This is a genomic window from Flavobacteriales bacterium (assembly GCA_016704485.1).
In the GTDB taxonomy this organism is placed as follows: Bacteria; Bacteroidota; Bacteroidia; order Flavobacteriales_F; family PHOS-HE28; genus PHOS-HE28.
In genome coordinates this window covers 470,904-492,569 of the sequence record JADJAA010000001.1, presented here as the reverse complement: position 1 = coordinate 492,569, position 21,666 = coordinate 470,904, and the positions used below count along the sequence as shown (strand labels likewise).

At 51.0% G+C, this 21,666-nt stretch carries 25 protein-coding genes; 22 read left to right on the top strand and 3 right to left on the bottom strand.

The window, feature by feature from the left end; genetic code table 11:
- Nucleotides 1–155 precede the first annotated feature (155 nt).
- Together IPF95_02195 and IPF95_02190 are read left to right on the top strand one after the other, a co-directional pair.
- Nucleotides 156–482 (top strand): DUF2200 domain-containing protein, encoded by a 327-nt coding sequence (locus tag IPF95_02195; protein MBK6473503.1) that lies wholly within the window; start codon nt 156–158, stop codon nt 480–482.
- Between the two features lie 166 nt (nt 483–648).
- Nucleotides 649–1,689, top strand: a complete 1,041-nt coding sequence (locus tag IPF95_02190) for a T9SS type A sorting domain-containing protein (GenBank protein ID MBK6473502.1) — start codon at nt 649–651, stop codon at nt 1,687–1,689.
- Here the strand turns inward: IPF95_02190 and IPF95_02185 are convergent.
- Entirely contained in the window at nt 1,679–1,864 is a 186-nt protein-coding gene (locus IPF95_02185) for a hypothetical protein (protein MBK6473501.1), read from the bottom strand. The genes IPF95_02190 and IPF95_02185 overlap by 11 nt on opposite strands.
- A gap of 62 nt (nt 1,865–1,926) precedes the next feature.
- Between IPF95_02185 and IPF95_02180 the strand changes: the two genes are divergently transcribed.
- Nucleotides 1,927–2,895 carry a T9SS type A sorting domain-containing protein gene (locus IPF95_02180; GenBank protein MBK6473500.1) on the top strand — a complete coding sequence of 323 codons (969 nt, stop codon included), beginning with the start codon at nt 1,927–1,929 and terminating at the stop codon, nt 2,893–2,895.
- A 6-nt stretch (nt 2,896–2,901) separates the two neighbouring features.
- On the opposite strand, the gene IPF95_02175 is transcribed toward IPF95_02180, so the two are convergent.
- Nucleotides 2,902–4,872, bottom strand: a complete 1,971-nt coding sequence (locus tag IPF95_02175) for a tetratricopeptide repeat protein (protein ID MBK6473499.1) — start codon at nt 4,870–4,872, stop codon at nt 2,902–2,904.
- Nucleotides 4,873–4,884: 12 nt separating this feature from the next.
- On the opposite strand from IPF95_02175, the gene IPF95_02170 reads away from it, so the two are divergent.
- The 3 genes from IPF95_02170 (at nt 4,885) to IPF95_02160 (ending at nt 6,964) form a co-directional block, all read left to right on the top strand.
- The gene (locus IPF95_02170; GenBank protein MBK6473498.1) at nt 4,885–5,121 is read left to right on the top strand and encodes a hypothetical protein; all 237 of its coding nucleotides are present in this window, start codon (nt 4,885–4,887) and stop codon (nt 5,119–5,121) included.
- 47 nt (nt 5,122–5,168) lie between these two features.
- Nucleotides 5,169–6,146, top strand: coding sequence for an aldehyde dehydrogenase family protein (locus IPF95_02165; protein MBK6473497.1), 978 nt, complete (start codon nt 5,169–5,171; stop codon nt 6,144–6,146).
- Nucleotides 6,147–6,241: 95 nt separating this feature from the next.
- The gene (locus IPF95_02160; protein MBK6473496.1) at nt 6,242–6,964 is read left to right on the top strand and encodes a hypothetical protein; all 723 of its coding nucleotides are present in this window, start codon (nt 6,242–6,244) and stop codon (nt 6,962–6,964) included.
- Nucleotides 6,965–6,980: 16 nt separating this feature from the next.
- Here IPF95_02160 and IPF95_02155 read toward each other — a convergent pair whose 3' ends face one another.
- Nucleotides 6,981–7,637 (bottom strand): methyltransferase domain-containing protein, encoded by a 657-nt coding sequence (locus tag IPF95_02155; protein ID MBK6473495.1) that lies wholly within the window; start codon nt 7,635–7,637, stop codon nt 6,981–6,983.
- Nucleotides 7,638–7,767: 130 nt separating this feature from the next.
- Here IPF95_02155 and IPF95_02150 point away from each other — a divergent pair, with 130 nt between their 5' ends.
- The 16 genes from IPF95_02150 (at nt 7,768) to IPF95_02075 (ending at nt 21,524) form a co-directional block, all read left to right on the top strand.
- Nucleotides 7,768–8,103: a winged helix-turn-helix transcriptional regulator gene (locus IPF95_02150; protein ID MBK6473494.1), complete on the top strand. Its 336-nt coding sequence runs from the start codon at nt 7,768–7,770 to the stop codon at nt 8,101–8,103.
- Between the two features lie 26 nt (nt 8,104–8,129).
- Nucleotides 8,130–8,660 carry an SRPBCC family protein gene (locus IPF95_02145; protein ID MBK6473493.1) on the top strand — a complete coding sequence of 177 codons (531 nt, stop codon included), beginning with the start codon at nt 8,130–8,132 and terminating at the stop codon, nt 8,658–8,660.
- Nucleotides 8,661–8,680: 20 nt separating this feature from the next.
- The gene (locus IPF95_02140; protein ID MBK6473492.1) at nt 8,681–9,016 is read left to right on the top strand and encodes a tRNA-binding protein; all 336 of its coding nucleotides are present in this window, start codon (nt 8,681–8,683) and stop codon (nt 9,014–9,016) included.
- 82 nt (nt 9,017–9,098) lie between these two features.
- The gene (locus IPF95_02135) at nt 9,099–9,254 is read left to right on the top strand and encodes a hypothetical protein (protein ID MBK6473491.1); all 156 of its coding nucleotides are present in this window, start codon (nt 9,099–9,101) and stop codon (nt 9,252–9,254) included.
- 310 nt (nt 9,255–9,564) lie between these two features.
- Nucleotides 9,565–10,404 (top strand): 3'(2'),5'-bisphosphate nucleotidase CysQ, encoded by an 840-nt coding sequence (gene cysQ / locus IPF95_02130; GenBank protein ID MBK6473490.1) that lies wholly within the window; start codon nt 9,565–9,567, stop codon nt 10,402–10,404.
- Nucleotides 10,405–10,410: 6 nt separating this feature from the next.
- On the top strand, nt 10,411–11,628 hold the full coding sequence (gmd, locus tag IPF95_02125; protein MBK6473489.1) for a GDP-mannose 4,6-dehydratase: 1,218 nt from the start codon (nt 10,411–10,413) through the stop codon (nt 11,626–11,628).
- Nucleotides 11,629–11,779: 151 nt separating this feature from the next.
- A complete protein-coding gene (locus IPF95_02120) occupies nt 11,780–12,718 on the top strand; it encodes a GDP-L-fucose synthase (GenBank protein MBK6473488.1) in 939 nt (312 codons plus the stop codon).
- A 148-nt stretch (nt 12,719–12,866) separates the two neighbouring features.
- Entirely contained in the window at nt 12,867–14,447 is a 1,581-nt protein-coding gene (locus IPF95_02115) for a hypothetical protein (GenBank protein MBK6473487.1), read from the top strand.
- Between the two features lie 4 nt (nt 14,448–14,451).
- On the top strand, nt 14,452–15,567 hold the full coding sequence (locus tag IPF95_02110) for an undecaprenyl/decaprenyl-phosphate alpha-N-acetylglucosaminyl 1-phosphate transferase (protein ID MBK6473486.1): 1,116 nt from the start codon (nt 14,452–14,454) through the stop codon (nt 15,565–15,567).
- Complete coding sequence (locus IPF95_02105) at nt 15,564–17,165, top strand: hypothetical protein (GenBank protein ID MBK6473485.1); 1,602 nt, start codon at nt 15,564–15,566, stop codon at nt 17,163–17,165. Before IPF95_02110 ends, IPF95_02105 begins: the two co-directional genes overlap by 4 nt.
- A gap of 157 nt (nt 17,166–17,322) precedes the next feature.
- On the top strand, nt 17,323–18,219 hold the full coding sequence (cyoE, locus tag IPF95_02100) for a protoheme IX farnesyltransferase (GenBank protein MBK6473484.1): 897 nt from the start codon (nt 17,323–17,325) through the stop codon (nt 18,217–18,219).
- Nucleotides 18,216–18,947: a heme-copper oxidase subunit III gene (locus tag IPF95_02095; protein ID MBK6473483.1), complete on the top strand. Its 732-nt coding sequence runs from the start codon at nt 18,216–18,218 to the stop codon at nt 18,945–18,947. The genes cyoE and IPF95_02095 overlap by 4 nt, the downstream gene beginning before the upstream one ends.
- 24 nt (nt 18,948–18,971) lie before the next feature.
- Nucleotides 18,972–19,838 (top strand): cytochrome c oxidase subunit 3, encoded by an 867-nt coding sequence (locus IPF95_02090; GenBank protein ID MBK6473482.1) that lies wholly within the window; start codon nt 18,972–18,974, stop codon nt 19,836–19,838.
- 6 nt (nt 19,839–19,844) lie between these two features.
- On the top strand, nt 19,845–20,213 hold the full coding sequence (locus IPF95_02085) for a cytochrome C oxidase subunit IV family protein (GenBank protein ID MBK6473481.1): 369 nt from the start codon (nt 19,845–19,847) through the stop codon (nt 20,211–20,213).
- A gap of 6 nt (nt 20,214–20,219) precedes the next feature.
- Nucleotides 20,220–20,963 carry an SCO family protein gene (locus IPF95_02080; GenBank protein ID MBK6473480.1) on the top strand — a complete coding sequence of 248 codons (744 nt, stop codon included), beginning with the start codon at nt 20,220–20,222 and terminating at the stop codon, nt 20,961–20,963.
- 6 nt (nt 20,964–20,969) lie between these two features.
- Entirely contained in the window at nt 20,970–21,524 is a 555-nt protein-coding gene (locus tag IPF95_02075; GenBank protein MBK6473479.1) for a DUF420 domain-containing protein, read from the top strand.
- Nucleotides 21,525–21,666: the final 142 nt, after the last annotated feature.

Genomic DNA, 21,666 nt, shown 5'->3' with positions numbered 1-21,666 from the left:
TTGCCTGCCTTCAAAAACCCAACGCCCTATTAGCTATATAATTCGATGCCGGATGGGAATTCTCTCGTACTATTAAGTTTCAATACGCATGGGTTTATCTTGGTCAACTTTGATCATCAATGAAGAAAGCAACAGATAACACCTGAGTCTTCCGAATGACCTTCGCCAGCGTCTACCCGCACTACGTCACCAAGGTGGAGAAGAAAGGGCACACGAAAGAGGAATTGCATACCGTCATCCACTGGCTTACCGGCTACACGGAGAAGGGTCTGCAACACGTACTCGACAATAAGGTCGACTTCGAGACTTTCTTTTCGGAAGCACCACGAATGAATTCGAATGTGTCCAAGATCACTGGTGTGATCTGCGGCTACCGTGTTGAAGAAATCGAGGATTCGCTGATGCAGCAAATACGTTACCTCGACAAGCTGGTGGATGAGCTGGCCAGGGGTAAGAAAATGGAATCGATCTTGAGGAAGTAGAATGGAGTTATGAGGTTCGTCCATATGCTACAGTTCAAGCTGAAGGTTCTTGTACTGGAGTACCTTCATTCCACCGAGAATTCAGATATTCGTGGGAATTTTAGTTGATATGCGTTTACCTTCCTTGTTGCTGATCTTCGGTCTGTCCTCCGCAAGTGCTCAAACTTTGATACCCACATTGTTGACACCGCTCAACATAGCGCTTAACGAAACGAGCGGTATGTTGGTGATCAACGGACATGTTTGGACCCAGCTGGATAGCGGAAATCCGTCCGAGCTGTACGAGGTGGACATTACCACGGGGGATGTGCTACGAACAGTAACGGTCTCCAACGCGAACAACATCGATTGGGAAGAGATCACGACCGATGAGAACTGGGTGTACGTTGGCGACTTCGGGAACAATTCTGGATCTCGGACGAACTTGCGCATATACCGCTTCCCGATCGCCGAACTTTCCGATCCAGCTACCACCGAGGTGGTAGTGGATACCATTGCGTTCTCGTATGCGGACCAGATCGATTTCACGCCAGCGAGCAATGCGACCAACTGGGATTGCGAGGCGTTGCTCGCCATGGACGACAGCCTTTTTCTCTTCACCAAGAATTGGGAGAACAACGAGTGTTACTTGTACAGCATGTCGGCCGAGCCGGGCGTGCATTCCGCACAACGTCGTGACGAGCTGGACACGCAAGGCATGGTGACCGGTGCAAGCATCGATGCGAGCGGGGGCGTTTTACTCTGCGGTTACACCTCAATTCTGTCCCCATTCATTTGGCAGCTCTATGGATATCCCGGTCATGAGTTCTTCAATGGCGGTGCCGATCGTCGCCAAGTGCAGCTCTTGTTCGGGCAGGTGGAAGGAATTACCTGGAGCGGCCCCGGTACAGCGTATTTTACCAACGAACAAAATTCATTCAGTGACGCTCGGTTTTGGATGCTCGGTCTTGATGTGATCACCGACGTGGCATCCACAAATCCTGGTGAGAGCATGGTCGTAGCCTTTGATCCGTGGAACGATCTCATCACGCTAAGGGTAGAACAGTCCGGTATCATGCGGATCTTCGATGCGCGTGGGCAAGTAGTAATTGAGGAACACGTGCAAGTAGGAGCCAATACCGTGAGTACGGCGTCGCTTGTCGCTGGCATTTACATCGTGAACACGAACACCAGTGCCGGACCGGTCAGGGTTGCGGTCATGCGTTAACGCACGTATCGTAACGAATGAACTCATTTTCTGGAATTAAAACTTCATACCGGATCAGTTCACTGCTCTCCGTGCTGTGTGGATCACTGTTCTGTAAAACGCGGCCTGAGATCCAGACCTGCGCTGCGATCAAGGACCTATCAGGCTCGCAGGAAGTAGGTCTGTGCGCTGTCAACCAATGTTCTATTGCTACAGGACCCCTTGGCACAATATGTTTGTGATCCAGCAGACCATGCCATGAAGCACTTACTACTCCTTTTCCTGTTCCTACTAGCGGTTCCTGACATGAGTGCACAGCAGGATCATGATGCCACTATCATAGCTTATCGAGGTTTGCGCTTTGCTTGTGGTGATTCCGTGACGCCCGTTCTGCGCATCAAGAACGTAGGTTCGCAAAGCATGGGAACCTGCGTGGTAGAGACGTGGAAGAACGGCCTTGTCGTGAACTCTTTTAACTGGCTACTGGATGTGCCTGCTTTGACCAACGAGGAGCGCCAACCCGCCATGCCCATCTTGGCCGCCACTGATGGGGATATGCTCGAGTTCCATATTATCTCGGTGAACGGTGTGCCGGACGAGGACAGCACCGGCAATGTTTCCAGCTTCACTGTTGGAATGACTCCCACCTCATGTGAACTACAGACGGTGGAGGTGGAGGTGCTGACCGATGCACAGCCCGGCGAAACCGCGTGGGCGATCCGCGATGAACTCGGACAGGTGTTAGCGCAAGGTGGGCCGTATGCAAACGCATCGAGTACAGAAACACAATGGCTGAGCTTACCTGCCAATGTGTGCTTCGGCTTGGAATTGACGGATGCCGGTGGCGATGGCATCACCGGTGGCCATTTGATCGTACGCTGCAATGGGAGCGAAGTGATCCAGATAGAAGGTTCCACATTCACGCACGAGGCCTACGAAGGCTTGCATTCGGGTACGGTGCTCGGTGTGTCGGAAGTGCAGTCGCAACTCTCATTGCAATTGTTTCCGGTTCCCGCACATGATCAGGTTGAAGTGCGCTGGTCTGCGCCGCTTTCTCCCGATCAGTTGCACGTGGTTGATGCTGCCGGGCGCACAGTACTGGAGATGGGATTGGCCGGTTCTGCACATCAGACCTCCTTGGACCTACATGAATTGGTACCGGGGTTCTACACCGTCCTACTCCGCTCGCAAAATGGTGTGGTCGTAGAACAACTGCTCGTGAATTAGGCTGCTTCAGCCTTCGGATACGAAGAACATTTCCAAGGTGCCTTTACCCTTCGCTTCCACCCGGCCGCGAGCGGTGTAATGGAACGGGTCGGTGGATCGTTCTCGTAAGAGGGTCAACGTTGCCCCACTGATGTTCACTTTTCCTACTTCGCCGCTACTTTCCATGCGGCTGGCCGTGTTCACGGTGTCGCCCCAGATGTCGTATTGGAACTTTCGGCTACCAACGATGCCAGCCACCACCGGGCCGCTGTGGCATCCCACGCGCATCCGGAAGGCGGGCAGGCCCAAGGCGGTGCGTTCACGATAACGCTCTTCCATGAAGCGTTGCATTGCTAGCGCTGCATGCACAGTATCCGCCGCCGAGTCCTTCCGGGCTTCGGGCACACCGCCCGCGGCCATGTACGCATCGCCGATGGTTTTGATCTTCTCCACCTGATGTTCCGCGACGATGGTATCGAAGGCTCTGAAGCATGTATCCAGCTCTGCAACAAGATCAGCTGGAGAGAGCTGCTCGCTGATCTCGGTAAAACCTTTGAGATCGGTGAACAGCACGGTGACCTCATCCAGATGACGTGCTTCGGCGCGACCCGTTGCCTTCAATTCTGCAGCCACCTCCTGGGGTAGAATATTGTGCAGAAGTTCATCGCTGCGCTCTTTTTCACGCGTGATGGCACTACGCGAACGGCGCGTGTAACGCAGTCGATTCCATAGCGCGCCTGCTAGTAGTATTAAGATGGCCGCGCCCAAGAGAAGCAAGTTGCGTCGTCGTTCCTCACGGCCCAATTCCTTGTTGTGTGAAAGTTCCACAGCGAAACGCGCCCGTTCTGCCACCAAGCTGTCCGCCATCTGCTGCTGTTGGAATTGCCTGAGAAGGTCCAAGCGTAGCACTTCCTTGGCGTTATTGCGTTGATCAAGTGAATCGCTCACGGCCATGAACTGCTTCTGTGCGCGGAAAGCGCTCGCCAGATCTCCGAGTTGCTCGTAGGCATGCATCAGGCATTCGCTGCACTCCTTGCGCTGCAGGTCAAGATCCAGCTCCCGTGCGATGCGTAAGCCCTGTTCGCAAGCGATTCGAGCTGCTTTGGCATTGCCTTGTCGGAGAAGTAAGGTACCTCGGTAATAGAGGTTGCGTGCAAGCTGCCGACTGCTGTTGATATCGGTGAACAAAGTAAATGCGGAATCGAGAGCGGCATAGGCCTCTGGAGCCCGTCCAAGCTCGCCATATGCGCGGCCCATGTTGTTGAAGGCCATGCCGGTTTCCAGCGTGCGTCCCATGCCGCGGTAAAGAGCAAGGCTTTGGCTGAATTCCTCCAGCGCCAAAGTGCGGTCACCCCGATCCAAATGCGTGGCGCCCAAGTTCATCAGTGCTTGTGCGCGGCCCTTCGCATTGTTCTCTTTGGCATACAAGGCGGCGCTGCGTTCGTAGTTCTCCAAGGCCTCGTCCAGATCGTGGAGCTCGGTGTGAACGTTGCCGATATTGTTATAGGTACCTGCCAGCCCTTCGTCATTGCCGAGTTGCGTATCGATACTTAAGCTCTTCTGTAATTGTGTAAGGGCTTTAGGCAGATCTCCTAGGTTTCGATACACGTTACTGAGGTTGCTGTATGCGTTCGCTTCGCGCTTCAGGTCGCCCAATTCATGGGCAATGGCAAGGCATTGCTGCAGGTGCTTCAAGGCAACTGGGTAGTCGCTCTTCATGCTGCTGCCAACAGCCAAGGTGGTGTGCGCCTCGTAACGTGCTCGGTCATCTCCGATACCATCCGCTAGGTCCAATTGTTTTTGCGCAAGCACCATACCGCTGTCCGGTTGCAGGAAGACGGCCCGCCAAGCAAGGACCTGCAGTGCTTTGAGCCGGGCGCTATCCGGAAGTTCGAGGGTATTCCATACTCGCCAAAGCGAATCTTCCTGGGCAGAAGCAGCGCTGGTAACGAAATTCAATATCACTAAGATCAGGAGGATCCGTCCACGTTGCCTCATGCACGATCAAGGTTGATCGGTGAAGTCCTGCTTGTTGTTATCCGTGCCCAACTGCGGGTCAGTGAGCATGGCAAGGAGATACTGTTCGGTCTATTAAGCATTGGTCGGCTGCTGAAGAAAGCCGCTCACCATGCGAACATACAGCCAATACTGAAGTCCACGGTCATTACGAAGTTCTGGCATTCAGCAAATGATCGCGATGAACGGCCTGCCATTCTATACTCAACTATGGCGAATGTGCCACAGTAATACACTTCAACACACTGTCGTAACTTCGCCTACGAAATTGAATTTCCATGGCCAAGACCGCAACAAAGTCTACTATCACTTCAGCCAAGACCGATAAGCCTTCCGGGAACGGCCATGCTACCAATGGCATTTCCACGACACCGGATCGACTACCAGTGATGAAGACCTACAAGATCTACATCGGTGGAAAATTTCCTCGGACGGAAAGCGGGCGTTATTATCAACCACAAGGCGAAGATGGAGAACCGTTGGCCAACGTGTGTCGAAGTAGTCGTAAGGATGTGCGCGAAAGTGTGATCGCTGCGCGCGGAGCAGTTGGTGGTTGGGCCGGACGCAGTGCATTCAATCGCGGGCAGATCCTCTATCGCATCGGTGAAATGTTGGAGGGGCGCAGTGTACAATTCGTGCATGAGATCATGCTCCACGGAGCCACCAAAAAGCAAGCGGAAGCCGAGGTTACTACAGCGATAGACCGATGGATCTACTATGCAGGTTGGTGCGATAAGTACCAAGCGATATTCAGCAGCGTGAACCCGACGAACAGCGCCCACTTCAACTTCAGTGTATACGAACCAACAGGTGTAGTTGGCGTAATGGCGCCAAGTACCAGTGGCCTTATCGGCTTGGTAAGCACGGTTGCTCCGATCATCACAGGCGGTAACACTTGCATTGTAGTTGCGAGCGAAGAACACCCATTGCCCGCAGTGACCTTCGCTGAAGTTCTTGCTACTAGCGACCTGCCCGGTGGTGTTGTGAATCTGCTTACTGGTCTTCGGAGCGAGTTGTTGAAGCCGCTCGTTTCGCACATGGATGTTAACGCTGTTGTATGCGATCAACCTACTAAGGAAGAGCGCATGTTATTGGATACCGAAAGTACGAGCAACATGAAACGCGTCGTAGTTCCAAAGGTGAAGGATTGGATGAAAGCAGATGCCGAGAACCCATATATGATCCTCGATACTCAGGAAGTTAAGACAACTTGGCACCCGATCGAAGTTGGGCAGGGTGGTGGTGGTGGATATTGAGGACGGTTAATGTCATGTGCGTGGATATCCTACGACCAATTGCAGATCCCACAAAATTTCAGTGGGTTACATACCTTCGCTTTAACAACAGCATCATGCCACACAACCAGCGCATACTTGTTCTCAGCATCGTTCTTGGTACATTCCAACTCGGAGCAGCCGCTCAGAAAGAATGCCCACTCACGCATGGCAATTGTCCGTTATCCAGTGAATCACCTGAATTCGGAAGGCAGGAGATCGGGTTCAATGCTGTAAGTTGGATCAATGCAGAACTAGGCACTAAAGGGCCGAAAGGGGGCGACTGGAGCTACGGCAATGGATTCATGTATAAGGCACATTGCAACAAAGGCGCACTGCGAATGGGACTCGATGTATTCCGTTCCAAGGATCAAGAAGGGACCCGGTTGGCAGGAGTGGACGTTCCTGTAGCAAGTGATTTTTACAAGTCAGTGAACATGACAGCGGTAGAAGCGCGTTTAGGACTGGAGCGAAGCTTGTGTAGTTCGCGATTACAGCCTTTCGTAGGTATGGACTTTTCTTACCGCCGGATCCAGCAAAAAGGGATTTACGTGAATTACGCAGGTCCGATGATCGAACCTGTCTCAGCTGATATCAACACCGTTACAAAACAGGTTCTGGCATCACCGTTGTTCGGCATCCGTTTCCATGCCACCACGCATTTCTCCATATCCGGAGAGGGTAGTTATGCGATCGGAATTGGCAGAACACGCGACAATGTGAAAGCAGAACAAGGGAAGTGTGAATTCGTGAATTTCGCCAACCCGCTACGGACGTTATCCGTCAACTATCATTTCTGATAGCGACCCCATTGGGCTATTTTTCGATCTGCGCGATAAAGTGTGCGCCACCGCGCATGTATTCCACTTGAACGGGTGAACCGAGTTTCTTCAATTCTGCCAATGGCTCCATGTCCGGGTCGCCAACCACGGTTCGTTCCATGAAAGATCGGATCAACGGCATTGCTGGTCCGGCCCATGGACGGACCATCGCGGGTATTTGTGCATCAAGAACCACCAGTCGTCCCCCAGGTTCCAACAAATCCCAAATGTGCCGCAACACACGATGAGGTTCTCCGAAACTTGTCAATGAGTAAGGGAAGTAGATCGCGTTGAACGACTGTTCGTTGGTGTAATTGAATATGTTGGCATGGATCAGCTCTGTATTGTTGAGCTGAAGTTCTGTCTTTTTTGCATAGGCTCTTCTAAGCATTTTCTCGGAGAGATCGATACCGACCACCGCCCCTTTCGGCCCGACCAAGGTTGAAAGTTCGCACAGTTCGGGGAAACTCCCACATCCAACTGTAAGAACCCGGTCGTCCGGCCCTAGGCCCAGCTTTCCAATAGCTCGGGTCCGCGCTGAACGTGGCACAATGAACAATCGCTCGAACAACCAGTACGATCTGGCGATCCGATCGAACCGAGCTTCGACCCATTTTGGATCCGATCGGGGTTGCGGAGTTGTTATCGGCATCCGAGTGGAACAAAAGTATAGTGTTCACATTAGGGTTTGGTCCAGGCCATTATCACATTCTCCCTAGGATCTTCATTGTGAAAGGCATGTTTTTAATATTCAACCAAAAGGTTGAATATATTTGTACCCAATGACGGATCACGGAACCATTGATAGGACGCTCTTAGCACTTGCGGATCCAACGCGCCGTGCGATCCTGGAACGCTTATCAATGGGCGAGGCACGTGTGACAGAGCTAGCACAACCCTTTCGATTGTCGCTGAATGCCGTGAGCAAGCACATCCTCGTACTTGAGCGCGCCAAACTGGTCAAGCGTCGCAGGAAAGGACGCGACCATTTTCTAAGTTATCGGTCCGCACCCTTGGATTCTGCGGCGCAATGGATGGAGGAGACGCGGATGTTCTGGGGCGGTCGCTTGGATGCTTTGGAACAACTCCTTCGAACCGAGGATGCCACTAAAGAATGAAATTCAACTAACGAACAACAACGAAGATGAACAAGTACGGAACCATCATAGCGCCGAATACCATCCGCTTCGAGCGCTTATTACCTGGGCCTATCGAGCGCGTATGGGCCTACCTTACCGAGTCGGAAAAACGTACCAAATGGCTGGCCAGTGGAAACATGGATCTGCGTGTTGGCGGTGAAGTTGACCTGTTCTGGTTGCACAGCACCTTGGATGCTGCACCCAGTGAGACGCCTGAGAAATATGCACAGGGACACAGAATGGCAGCTAAGATCACACGTTGCGAACCACCCAATGTGCTCGGGTTTACATGGGGTGCTCGTGCGGAGGCACTCTCCGAAGTGGTATTCGAATTAACTGAAAAAGGCAATGAAGTGCTCTTGGTACTCACGCACCACCGACTACCGGATCACAAGGACCTGCTCAGTATTTCAGGTGGCTGGCATACACATTTGGATATTCTGGTCGAACATATGCACAACCGGATCGCTCCAGCGTTCTGGCCAAAGCATGAAATTTTGAATGCCCGATACCATGAGCGGTTGGGCAAAGTGTGAGTCTATCGCAATAGAACCTCATGGAAATGGTCCATTTGTCCGATCTTGAGAAAGTGCTGATCTGTATTGGCACTGTTCTTACCGCGACCGATCTGCCCAACGCACGCAACCCTGCTTACGTCCTGACCATCGACTTTGGCCCTTACGGTATTAAGCGGAGCAGTGCGCAGATTACGAGGAACTACAACAAAGAGGACCTCATTGAGTTGCAGGTGATGGCAGTAATGAACTTCCCGGAAAAGCAGGTAGGGAGCGTGATGTCGCAGTGTTTGGTGACCGGTTTTCCGGATGAGAATGGTCACATTGTCGTTGCCACAGTAGAACGAAAGGTGCCCAATGGTACGGTTATCCGCTAACACGTGTTGAAAACCAATAGGACAATAAACCTGCGATCCAGTTACCTTGCATGACATAACTAACCTCAAAACTCCAAAGAATATGGCAGCTGAAGTAGAAGGCTATTGCGTAAAGTGCAAAGCAAAACGGATGATGAAAGATCCGAAAGAGAACATTATGGCCAACGGGCGTCGTGCCATGAAGGGCACGTGCACCAAGTGCGGCACAGGCATGTTCAAGATCATGGGCAAGGCCTGATCGAACAGCATTCTTGGATCTGCTGTAGGTCCATAAGAGCTTCCCGGTAGTCTTGGTTCTGCGTAAGTGGACCATAGGCTGCCGGGTTTTTCGTTGATACAGAACATTAAAGTGATCGACCGGTTCCACGGACCCCGTGCAGTTCAGGCTTTATGTTGGAACCCGATAACGCATCCGGTGCCACATAGCGCAGTGATGGAAAGCCCGTTGAACAATTTTTGTTTGCCATGTTCTACACACAATTCGGTTTTGACATCTGCCCGTTACCGGAGTTTCGCTACGGACATGCCCGGTTAACTTTGGCCATTGCATGCAAGCCGGATCCGAACTACTACCACATCTGAACGCCGCTATAAGCGCCGCGTTCAAAGCTGGAGAAGAAATTTTGGAAGTTTATTCCAGACCTGTTGAAGTAACGTTGAAGGATGATCGCTCACCGCTCACCGAAGCGGACCTGCGTGCACATGCGGCCATAGTGAAGGTGCTAACGGAAACAGGCTACCCGGTTCTGAGCGAAGAAGGCAGAACATTGACGGTGAATGAACGCCAGAAATGGGATCGTTACTGGTTGGTGGATCCCCTGGATGGCACAAAGGAGTTCATAAAACGAAACGGTGAGTTCACCATCAATATCGCATTGATGGAACGCGACGATCAGCCGGCCGGTCCGCTCGGAACAAGTTCCCCGATCCTAGGTGTGTTGTATGTACCTGTTACGGATGTGCTCTATTTTTCATGGGCAGGTGGCGGTGCATACAAGCACGAGCAAGCAGCAACCTTTTCCGTTACCAACGCGTATGAACGTGCCGCTATGTCGCATAGATTGCCATTGATTCAGAAGACGACGAACTACACAATTGTCGCCAGCCGCTCCCATCAAAGTCCGGAGACGGCCGCATTCATTGCCAAAAAGGAAGAAGAGCATGGCACCGTGGAGTTAACGGCCATGGGCAGTGCGTTGAAGATCTGTTTGGTAGCAGAAGGCAAGGCCGATGTGTATCCGCGGTATGCACCCACCATGGAGTGGGATACTGCTGCCGGACATGCCATTGCGAACGAAGCAGGAAAAGAATTGATCGATGTGACCACGGACGGTCCAATGAGATACAACAAGAACGAATTGGTGAACAATTGGTTCATCGTACAATAAGCACACATGAGCACCAAACGGAAGACAACAAAGACTCGCACGACCGTAACTAAAGTTGCCGCTGCGAAGAAGCCCACTGCGAAAGTGGTGACGAAGAAAGCGACAGAGGCTAAGAAACCGGTGGCTGCACCCAAGAAGCGCAAAGTAGCGTTGATCACTGGTGTTACCGGGCAGGACGGAGCGTACTTAAGCGAACTATTGCTGAACAAAGGATACGAAGTTCACGGTGTTAAGCGCCGTAGCTCCTTGTTCAATACCGATCGTATCGACCACTTATATCATGACATGCATGAGAAAGGCCGTCCGTTCCATTTGCATTATGGTGACCTCACCGACAGTGTCAATTGCCTCAGGTTGGTCAAGGAGATCCAGCCGGATGAGATCTATAATCTGGCGGCAATGAGCCATGTTGCGGTGAGCTTTGAAATGCCGGAGTACACGGCCAATGCGGACGGTATTGGAACATTGCGTTTTCTGGAAGCCATCCGCATCCTCGGTATGGAAAAGAAGACCCGTTTCTATCAGGCAAGCACCAGTGAACTGTACGGTGGTGTACTGCCGAGAGCGCAGAACGAGGAAACACCCTTCTATCCGAAAAGTCCTTACGGCGTGGCCAAACTTTATGGGTTCTGGATCACCAAGAATTACCGCGAGAGCTATAATATGTTCGCATGTAATGGGATCCTCTTCAACCATGAAAGTCCATTACGCGGAGAGACCTTCGTAACACGTAAGATCACCCGCGCGGTAGCGAAGATCAGTTTAGGATTACAGGATGCATTGTATCTTGGAAATATCGATTCGAAGCGGGATTGGGGCCACGCAAAGGACTACGTAGAAGGAATGTGGTTGATGTTACAGGCCAAGAAGGCCGACGACTTTGTTCTCGCTACCGGAAAGACCTACACCGTACGTCATTTCATCGAACTCGCTTTTGCCCAGACCGGGGTGAAGTTGGAATGGAAAGGTAAAGGTGCGAAGGAGAAGGGCTGCGATAAGAAAACAGGCAAGGTACTTGTTGCCATTGACCCGCGCTACTACCGTCCAGCAGAGGTGGATCATTTGGAGGGGGATCCTTCCAAAGCAAGGCGCGTTCTTGGATGGAAACACAAATACGACCTCAAGGCATTGGTTTCCGAAATGGTTCAAAGTGATATCGAATTGTTCAAGCGGGATGTCTATCTGAAGAAAGGCGGGCATACCATTTTGCACGAACAGGAATGACGGCAACCGGCAATCGTTCTGGAGGGGCGCATCATGATGCGCCCGGAAGCGCGTCATGATGCGCCCAGAAGTGGAATTTGTTCCGACCGAATGGTGACCAAGTTATGCCCACAATGGGGCATGATGCCTGTATCGCTCTAAATAATAAACAATGAATAAGACAGACAAGATCTACATAGCCGGCCATCGTGGAATGGTGGGAAGTGCATTGGTGCGTAAGCTTACTGCTGAAGGGCATACGAACTTAGTGTATCGGACAAGCAAGGAATTGGACCTCACCAACCAGCAGGCCGTTCGCGATTTCTTCGCAAAGGAGAAACCAGCTTACGTAATTCTCGCGGCGGCAAAAGTTGGTGGTATCCATGCGAATAACGTGTATCGCGCGCAGTTCCTGTATGAGAATTTGATGATCGAGAGTAACATCATCCATTCCAGTCATGAGAACGATGTGAAGAAACTGTTGTTCCTGGGAAGCTCCTGTATCTATCCCAAAATGGCTCCACAGCCGTTGAAGGAAGAGAGCTTGATGACTGGCTTATTGGAGCAGACCAATGAGCCGTATGCCATTGCCAAGATCGCAGGGATCAAATTGGCGGAAAGCTACCGGAGGCAGTATGACCGCAACTACATCAGCGCCATGCCGACGAACCTCTATGGCCCGAATGATAATTACGACCTGAACAACAGTCACGTATTACCCGCTCTGATCCGCAAGTTCCACACCGCCAAGATCACCAATGCCGTGAGTGTTGAAGTTTGGGGCACGGGTTCGCCGATGCGTGAATTCCTTCATGTGGATGACCTTGCGGATGCGTGTTATTTCTTGCTCCTTAACTACAACGATGAGTTGTTCGTGAACATTGGAACTGGCGAGGATCTAACGATCAAAGCACTAGCGGAGATGATCAAGGATATCGTTGGGTATGAAGGTGAGCTCAAGTGGAATACGGATAAACCCGACGGCACCCCACGTAAATTGATGGATGTCGGTAAGCTGCACAAGCTTGGCTGGAAACACAAGATCGACCTACGCGATGGCATAACTTCTGTTTACGCTGAATTTACGAAAAGTGAGCTGGCCAAAGCATAGAACACATTTCCACAGAATTGAACGCCCGGCATATGTCGGGCGTTCTTCTTTTTACAGCTATGCTGCAGAGTGCTCCTTACGCTCAACTGGCGTGTGTATCGCATGAAGAACTTCCGCCCTACATTGCAGGCCCATACGCGAATTTCCAGTGAACCCCATCCGCATAGTTGTCGTTCTAGTGTTCTGCTGGGGATGTTCTACCGCGTCCGCACAACAGAACGTGGTGATCCTACAGAACGACTATAGCGAAACCATTGAACGCGTTGCGACAAAAATTGAGAGCCGGGCCATCTCAGGACTGAAACCAATGCTCGAGTCGCGCTTGGACCTTAGTGGAACACTTGGATACATTAAGGACACCACGAAGTACTACTATGGTCTGACCGAGAAGCTGTACCGTGATCACTTCCTTGATGTGCATGAAGGCGATGCAAGGCTTACGATCGACCCGCTTTTTGCATTCGAGGTCGGATTTGATCCGGGCGACGCGACGCTATACTCCGACACGAATAAATACTACCAGAATACACGTGGTTTCAGGATCACGGCGGATCTTGGTCCGAAGGTTTCGTTCCAAACAATGTTCCATGAAACGCAAACCATCCTTCCACAATACCTCTTTTTGGATACACGTATTGATGGCACATTAAGTGGCCAAGCGCGCGTAAAATTCGTTGGAGGTGCCAAGATGGACTACGGTTTTTCTCAAGCCAACGTTTCTTACTCACCAGCGAAATGGTTCAATGTCCAGCTCGGGCATGGTAAACACTTCGTAGGTCACGGTTATCGGTCAGTGTTACTTAGTGATAACGCATTGCCTGCTCCGTATTATGAGTTCAGTTTTATTAGTCCGAATAAGCGCTGGCAATACACCACTTGGCATACCAAGTTGCAACATGGCGTAGGACTTGCGGATCGCTTACTGACCGGCGCATCCAGTGAGTCGTTGTTTTCATGGATGCGTGCACGATTCCATCACCTTGGGGTCAACTTGGGCAGAGTGGAAATTGGCCTTTTCGAAAGCACGATCTTTCGCAATATCGACAACAATGGGGTTAGACCATTTGATCCGTTGGAATTGAACCCGGTGATCGGCGTGAACGTTTTATCCAACGGGTTCCATGGTCCTTATAAAAGTCTCGTAGGTGCTGACCTGAAGGTAAAACTGTTTGACAAAGGATATGTCTATGGTCAATTTGCGACGGATGATCCGGAGCGCCAGCGTTATGCTTGGCAGGCTGGCGTCCGCATGTTCGACCTTGGCATAAAGCACTTGAACGTTCAATTGGAATATAATTCCGTACAACCCTTTATGTACATGGCGGATCCTGTGCAATTGAACTATGTCCACAGTGGTTTGGCCATGGCACACCCAATGGGAGCCTATTTCAGTGAGGCTGTCGCGATCATTGATAAGACCTTCGCGGATCGGTTACGTTTGCAGGCTAAATTCAATCTTGCATTGTACCATCCGGATACTACATCAATGGAGAATCGTGGTAGCAATTTGAATCGACCGGATAGCGGTGCCTCAACGACGGCTGGTCCGGAACAACAGCTTCTTTTCATGGATGTTAATGCTTCTTATTTATTCAATCCAAAGACGAATTTGCGTTTTGCGGTAGGTGTTCGCAGAAGAGATCTTCAGGATACTTCGGATAACGTTCAAAGCACCTATGTTTACGTGGTCCTTGGTACATCGATCTTTAACCGGTATTACGACTTTTGATCACGTGAAGGAGCACGGTTACATAATCCTATTGGGCTTTCTTACATCATTCTTCGTGGTGTTGTTCACTATGCCATCCTTGATCAAGGTGGCACGTATGAAGCATTTGGTCGATGAGCCATCCGAAGCGCGGAAATTGCACCAGCGCAGTGTGCCTACCATTGGTGGTATCATCATCTTCGCGGCGATCATCTTCTCATATTCCTTATGGTTTCCAAAAGGCGCCATGTTGGGTATGCCGGACGCGGACTATAAAATGCTCTACAAGGCCATGGGTTTGGCCTATACGGATTTCAAATTTCTTTTGGCATCCATGGTGTTGCTGTTCTTCATTGGCGTAAAGGATGATATCATAGGGTTCTCACCGGTCAAGAAATTGGTGGGCCACATGGTAGTAGGGTATATCCTCGTGGTCATGGCAGACATTCGGATCAAGGATATGCATGGGCTGTTCGGCGTGTACGAATTACCTATTACGCTGAGCATTGCGTTCTCGTTCTTCGTATATATCGTTCTAGTGAATGCCTTCAACCTGATCGATGGTGTAGATGGTCTTGCGGGTGGAATAGGTCTGATAGCGGCGATAAGCTTCGGTTGGTGGCTCTATATGGCTGGTGATGTTGCCATGGCGTTGCTAGCATTCGTCCTTGCCGGTTCACTGGTCGGTTTCCTGGTGTTCAATAGTCATCCGGCCCGGATATTCATGGGTGATAGTGGGTCGTTGATGATCGGCGCGATCCTCGCCGTTCTCGCCATTCGGGTCATCGATCATGATACATCGCGTTTGCCGGTCTATTTGCAGCAGATACCAACGCCGATCTTTGCAATGGCCGTGCTTGCTTATCCGTTGGTGGATACGTTGCGTGTATTCGTTGTGCGCGCGGCAAGTGGAGTCTCACCATTTACTGCGGATCGCAATCATATACACCATCGATTGCTTGATCTGGGTTTTGGACACAGAGGAACTACTTTCGGTCTGTATGGCTATGCGTGCGTCATTATTGCGTTGAGCTTTGTAACACGTAAGTGGCACCCCAATATCGGGTTAATGGTTTTGGGGATCTCGGCGGTCGTATTGGCCATGCTCCCTTTCGTATGGCCCAAGCGCGAACGAAAATGAGAAGCGTTCTTCTTTTTTTCTGTCTTGTTCTTTTCGGGAGCGGAGCACTTGCTCAAGCGGGCTGGTTGCCGTTGAGCCGTGATGTTGAGATGCCCTATGCGACAGCACAACAAGCGTACCGGTCAAATGAACATACCGCTATTCGTCCTTACCGCAGAAAGGATATTTCGTTGCTCAAGGGGGCTGATACACTTCGTCCTGAAGCTGCATTGAACGTGTTGGATAAATGGGCTGGTGCGACCGATGGTCGAAAATTTCGCTGGGGTCCGTTGGTGGATGCCAACGGAGGCTACGACACCGGTGCGGAGGGAGCGGCGATTTATCGCGGCGGTGGTGGATTTTGGACGGACTATAATGTGAATGACAAGCTCACATTCCATCTGGATGGCCAGGCATGGAGTGAACGCTATGCGAATTATGTGGATACACTGATACGGGCAACACAAGTTACCCCGGGCGAAGGATATGCATATGGGTCGAAGCCGAACTATGCGCATTATGACTGGAATGGGTATGTGAGCTGGGACGCGAGTAAGTACTTCAATTTCACATTTGGGAAGGGTAAGAATTCCTTTGGTGAAGGATATCGATCGTTGTTCCTTTCAGATGAAGCATACAGCTACCCGTACCTGAAGATCACTACAAGCGTTTGGCACGTGAAGTATGTGAACCTCTTCACCATGATGAGTGATATTCGGGGTGCGAATGGTGTTGCGAGCGATTACCGCAAGAAGTACGCGAGCATGCATTATCTGTCATACAACGTTACCCCCCGTATCAATTTCGCAGTATTCGAAGGGATCGTGTTCAGTGCTGGGGACAGTCTGTATCCACGCGGATTTGATATGAATTATGTCAACCCCGTCCTGTTCTATCGCCCAACGGAATACAATATTGGATCACCGGACAACGCCCTATTGGGTGTCGCTATCAATGTGAAGGCGGGCAAGCACGTGCTGGTCTATTCACAGATGATGCTGGATGAAATGTTATTCTTCCGAGTGCGGGAAGGAAGAGGTTGGTATGCGAACAAACAGGCTTTACAGCTTGGTATTGTTGCAAGAGATGTCTTCAAGGTGAAGGGCCTTACGCTTCGTGTGGAATGGAATTACATACGCCCCTTCATCTATACACATTCGGATACGCGGCAGAACTATGCGCAATTCGGCCAACCCCTTGCGCACCCGTATGGTAGTAATTCAAACGAGTTCATTTTGCAGGCCGATCTTCTGAAAGGGCGGATGCGTTACAGCGTTCATACGAGCTACGCGATCCTTGGAATGGATACAGGAGCGTATAGCTACGGCAACAACATATTCCGACCAGAGAACGAGCGGCCCTTGAATGATGAGGGCAAGCCGGATGACTTTGGTTACTACATGGGGGCTGTTGCGGACATGGGCCTGTTCCATGGAGAGATCCGGGCCGGGTACCTCTTGGACCCCGCTACAGCTACCCGATTGGAGGCGTCTGCTTTGATCCGGTCGGCATCTTCCACACTTGGTACGAACACAATGGATCTTGTTTTTCGTTTGGGTGTGGTCTGTTACTTCCGTGATAGACATGTGGAGCAACAGGTCCGCTATAAGTTGCCATAGTTCGTTTTTGGCCTCATCGCTCCGCAGGTCGTTGAGCATCAGGGGGATTCGAGGTGGAAGAAAAAACAATGTAGCGAAGTGCTCCAATTCCAACTCAATGGATACTTTTGCGGCTTCTAAACCCCCTGTGCAGGATATGCCATAATGGGGTTCGATCTTGGAAAGGTCCACTGCATACACCGCTACAGCGACACCGATCGCGAAATTCCGTGAGGTAGCGGTTCTATTCAAGCTACGGCTTGCATCGTTGGTCGTAGTAAGTGCGGTTCTTGGTTATTTGATCGGTATTCCGGTTGGCTCGTTCTCCTGGATGGGCATTCTGGGCTTGGCCATATCCGGCACATTATTGACGGGAGCCAGCAATGCACTGAACCAAGTGCTGGAGATCAAAGAGGACGGGTTAATGGACCGAACGCAAAAACGACCGTTGGTGCAAGGTACATTGAGCACTGCCGAAGCTATAGCTGCAGCATTGATAGCGGGTGGCTTGGCCACCTTCATGTTATGGTTCCAATTCGGGCCGCTCACTGGGATACTTGCCTTCCTTTCAATGTTCATGTACGTGGCATTGTATACCCCGTTGAAGAAGCACTCTTCATGGGCTGTCTTCGTGGGAGCCTTTCCCGGTGCATTCCCGCCGATGCTGGGCTATGTTGCGGCTACCGGACATTTCGATCTTATTGCCGGTCTGTTGTTCGCTATGCAATTCATTTGGCAGTTCCCTCATTTTTGGGCTATTGCGTGGGTATTGAATGATGATTATGCCAAAGCGGGTTATCGTCTACTGCCTAGTGCTGCTGGAAGAGATCGGCGCAGTGCCTTCTTGATCCTACTGTACACGCTTTTTGTTATCCCCGTAGGGATGTTGCCTTGGGTCTATGATGTAGTAGGACCATTTGCACTATGGACCAGTATTCTTCTGGGTCTCGTTATGATAGTACCGGCGTTCAAATTGTTCCGTACGCATGACAAGGCGGACGCGCGTAAATTGATGTTCGCGAGCTTTCTCTACCTCCCGATCGTACAGATCGCTTATGTTCTTGATAGGTTATGACAACGATCGCATTCAGCCCGGAACAGGAGTCCCAACGTGCCACCCAGAGCAGGCGAATGATCACTTTTTTGATCGTTTTCGCGATCGTGATGTTCTTTGCTGGCCTTACCAGTGCCTACGTAGTAAGCCGAGGTAGTGCGGAATTTTGGGTCAACTTCAACCTCCCAACTGCATTTTGGTTCAGCACAGTATTCATTGTCGGCGGTAGTCTCACAGTGCATGCGGCGCTTATGTCGGCAAAAGCCGGCAAACAAAACCTTGTTTCGCAGTTGCTCATGGTAACATTAGCGCTAGGGATCGGATTCAGTTACTATCAGTTCAAAGGGTGGAGCCAATTGGCTGCTATGGGAAACGTATTGAGCTTCAGCAATGTGCTGCAACCCAAAGGCGAATACGGCACGGATTACACGGTAATGGCGAACAATTCGCCGTTAGTAAAACAGGGCGAAGAATATTTCAGCCAGGATGATGTCACCTTCAGTACCCCATTGAATTCGGATATGGCCGAGCAGGTAAACGGGGCCAGTCAATATTTCTACATCCTTACAGGCACGCACTTTGCGCATGCTGCGTTCGGATTGATCAGTTTGGTGGTAATGTTAATAATGGCATTACAGAAGCGGTATACCCCGCAGAACCACGTGGGCCTTTGGGCTGGCGCGGTTTATTGGCACTTTCTTGGTGGCCTTTGGGTTTATCTTCTTTTGTTCTTGCAGTTTGTTCACTAACATTGCCACCGGAAATACCTACCAATGGCCGGAGACGCAAGTAAAGTCCTGAGTAACGACGTCCTCTGGGGAGGAGGACGCTCCCCGTTCAGCATCAGCTACGGGAAGATGATGATGTGGTTCTTCCTTGTTTCGGACGCGCTTACCTTCTCAGGTCTGCTCGTTGCCTACGGGTTTACGCGACACAGTACCACCGAGGCCTGGCCGATCGGTGAAGAGGTGTTCCGCGCCTTACCATTCTTGAACGGTAATTTTCCGCTCATCTATGTGGCGTTGATGACGGCCATACTGATCTTCAGTTCCGTTACCATGGTGCTTGCCGTTGAGGCAGGTCACCGCATGGATAAGAAGGGCGTGATCAAATGGTTATTCCTTACGGTCATCGGTGGTGCGTTCTTCGTTGGCAGCCAAGCATGGGAATGGAGCCACTTCATCCACGGCGGTGGCGGTTATATCACAACGACCACTGGCGCGAAGTATTGGGTACACAACGATGCGCACGATACACATGACCCTACGGCCCATGACAGCTTCCATTTAGTGCCAGCCGCCGCAGGTCATTACTTGATCGCAGAGGAAGGCGCACACCACTTGGACAAAGCAGCGAGCATGAAGATCTGGGATGATCGCGTTGCGTATATTGACGGTGCGAACATGGATCGCAACGAATATGGTCCAACCCAATACGCCAACTTCTTTTTCTTCATTACCGGATTCCACGGGTTCCACGTATTCAGCGGTGTTATCATCAATTTGATCGTACTGATCATGGTGATCAAGGGTGTTTTCCATCGCCGTGGCCATTATGAAATGGTCGAGAAGGCTGGTCTTTACTGGCACTTCGTGGACCTTGTTTGGGTATTCGTGTTCACCTTCTTCTATCTACTCTGATCAACCATGGAGCGCGACGATATTATTGAATACAGCCTTGACTCCCATCATAGCGAAGAGGTCGGCCGCAAAATGCGCCGGACCATCTGGATGGTTACGGCGCTTCTGGCAGTGATCACAACCGTTGAGGTTGCATTGGGTGCCTACTGGAAAGAGTGGATGCCCCACAGTTGGAATATGGTGAAATGGACATTCGTGGTACTCACATTGGTAAAGGCCACATATATTGTAATGACGTTCATGCACTTGGGTGATGAGCGCCGTAACATCCGCGCGATCATCTTGTTGCCATACGGTCTTTTCATCCTGTATCTGCTGTTCGTTGCGATATGGGAAGCGAACTACTTACGTTGGCTTTGGGAAATGTTCCTCTGACCTGCCTTGAGCGATCGAACACCATCTTCCCGTAGGACCAAGGTCCTTGTGCTCGGTGGCTTTGCAGCGTTCATACTAAGTCTTTTCCTGTTCTTTTCACCCATGTTGGGTCTGGTGAAGCATAACTTCATCCACCTGCCCTATTTCGGCCCCAAAGAGACCGTGCTTGTGGAGAAAGAAGGAAAGATGGTGGTTGATACCATCTACGCGACGATACCACCATTCACGTTCACGGATCAATTCGGAAAGCCCTTCTCCCAGCAGCAGACCGATGGGAAGATCGTGGTGGTCGATTTTTTCTTCACGCGGTGTACGACCATCTGCCCCAAGATGAGCACCCACATGCAGCAATTACAGTTCAAACTGGATGACGACGCCTTTGACGACGTGCTATTTTTGAGCCATTCCGTGGATCCCGAATATGACACACCAGAGGTATTGCGTGCATATTCCAAAAAGCTCGAAGCGGATACCGCACGTTGGAAATTCCTGACCGGAGCAAAAGCAGATCTTTATCTACAAGGTTCAGAAGGGTATTATCTCGCTGCCAAAGAAGATGTGATGGCGCCGGATGGTTTCCTGCATTCCGAGCAATTCGTGCTTGTGGACAAGGACAAGCACATCCGCGGATATTACGACGGTACCGACCAGGAGGCCATGAATAATTTGGCTGGCGACATCAAGATGTTGTTGAAGGAGGAAAAGATCAAGAACGCCGCTGCAACCAAGGCGGAGCGCGCCAAGCGCTAGTCAACAATGGCGAACAAACCATATCCTTCACGAACGATCTCAGTTGCAGAGGGCATTGCTAAACGCTGGATCTGGATCGTTTCGACCATCGTATTTCTTGCAGTTGTGATCTTGAACAGGGTGCAGATACCATCGTCCGGCAACTGGGACGTGCATGTATTCGCAAAAGTGAACGCCGTGATCAATAGCATGGTAAGCGTCTTGCTTTTGGTCGGGCTGTTCAGCGCGCGGTCCGGCAAGTGGAACGTGCATCGCAAGGTGATGATGACCGCCTTGGTCCTATCGATCGTTTTCCTGACCTCCTACATCCTGCATCACCTGTTCGCAGGCGAAACAAAATTCGGCGGTGAAGGGGCAATACGCATTGTGTATTACGTGATATTGGCTACACACATCATATTGGCATCCGCTTCGTTGCCATTCATTCTGCTTACGGCATATCGCTCACTCTCCGCGCAATGGCCGGCGCATCGAAAGCTAGCACGCAAGGTTTGGCCGGTCTGGTTCTATGTAAGCGTTACAGGCGTTGTCGTGTATTTCCTGATCAGCCCGTACTATTGATCGGCCGCTACAGTTGCAATTGGCTTTACACCATGGATCAGTTCGATCGATCCAGCGCGTTTTGAGATGGGGATACCACGACTGGTACATGACTCCGGCCGCTGCGGGGGGCAATCCTGTAGATCCTGCAATCCTGTCAAAA

Coding starts and splice junctions, on each gene's coding strand:
- IPF95_02155 (MBK6473495.1), bottom strand. CDS start 7,637: ATGCCGATAACAACTCCGCAACCCCGATCGGATCCAAAATGGGTCGAA.
- IPF95_02090 (MBK6473482.1), top strand. CDS start 18,972: ATGGCCGGAGACGCAAGTAAAGTCCTGAGTAACGACGTCCTCTGGGGA.
- gmd (MBK6473489.1), top strand. CDS start 10,411: ATGAGCACCAAACGGAAGACAACAAAGACTCGCACGACCGTAACTAAA.
- IPF95_02140 (MBK6473492.1), top strand. CDS start 8,681: ATGGAAATGGTCCATTTGTCCGATCTTGAGAAAGTGCTGATCTGTATT.
- IPF95_02180 (MBK6473500.1), top strand. CDS start 1,927: ATGAAGCACTTACTACTCCTTTTCCTGTTCCTACTAGCGGTTCCTGAC.
- cysQ (MBK6473490.1), top strand. CDS start 9,565: ATGCAAGCCGGATCCGAACTACTACCACATCTGAACGCCGCTATAAGC.
- IPF95_02135 (MBK6473491.1), top strand. CDS start 9,099: ATGGCAGCTGAAGTAGAAGGCTATTGCGTAAAGTGCAAAGCAAAACGG.
- IPF95_02195 (MBK6473503.1), top strand. CDS start 156: ATGACCTTCGCCAGCGTCTACCCGCACTACGTCACCAAGGTGGAGAAG.
- IPF95_02105 (MBK6473485.1), top strand. CDS start 15,564: ATGAGAAGCGTTCTTCTTTTTTTCTGTCTTGTTCTTTTCGGGAGCGGA.
- IPF95_02145 (MBK6473493.1), top strand. CDS start 8,130: ATGAACAAGTACGGAACCATCATAGCGCCGAATACCATCCGCTTCGAG.
- IPF95_02160 (MBK6473496.1), top strand. CDS start 6,242: ATGCCACACAACCAGCGCATACTTGTTCTCAGCATCGTTCTTGGTACA.
- IPF95_02095 (MBK6473483.1), top strand. CDS start 18,216: ATGACAACGATCGCATTCAGCCCGGAACAGGAGTCCCAACGTGCCACC.
- IPF95_02120 (MBK6473488.1), top strand. CDS start 11,780: ATGAATAAGACAGACAAGATCTACATAGCCGGCCATCGTGGAATGGTG.
- IPF95_02150 (MBK6473494.1), top strand. CDS start 7,768: ATGACGGATCACGGAACCATTGATAGGACGCTCTTAGCACTTGCGGAT.
- IPF95_02175 (MBK6473499.1), bottom strand. CDS start 4,872: ATGAGGCAACGTGGACGGATCCTCCTGATCTTAGTGATATTGAATTTC.
- IPF95_02085 (MBK6473481.1), top strand. CDS start 19,845: ATGGAGCGCGACGATATTATTGAATACAGCCTTGACTCCCATCATAGC.
- IPF95_02075 (MBK6473479.1), top strand. CDS start 20,970: ATGGCGAACAAACCATATCCTTCACGAACGATCTCAGTTGCAGAGGGC.
- IPF95_02165 (MBK6473497.1), top strand. CDS start 5,169: ATGGCCAAGACCGCAACAAAGTCTACTATCACTTCAGCCAAGACCGAT.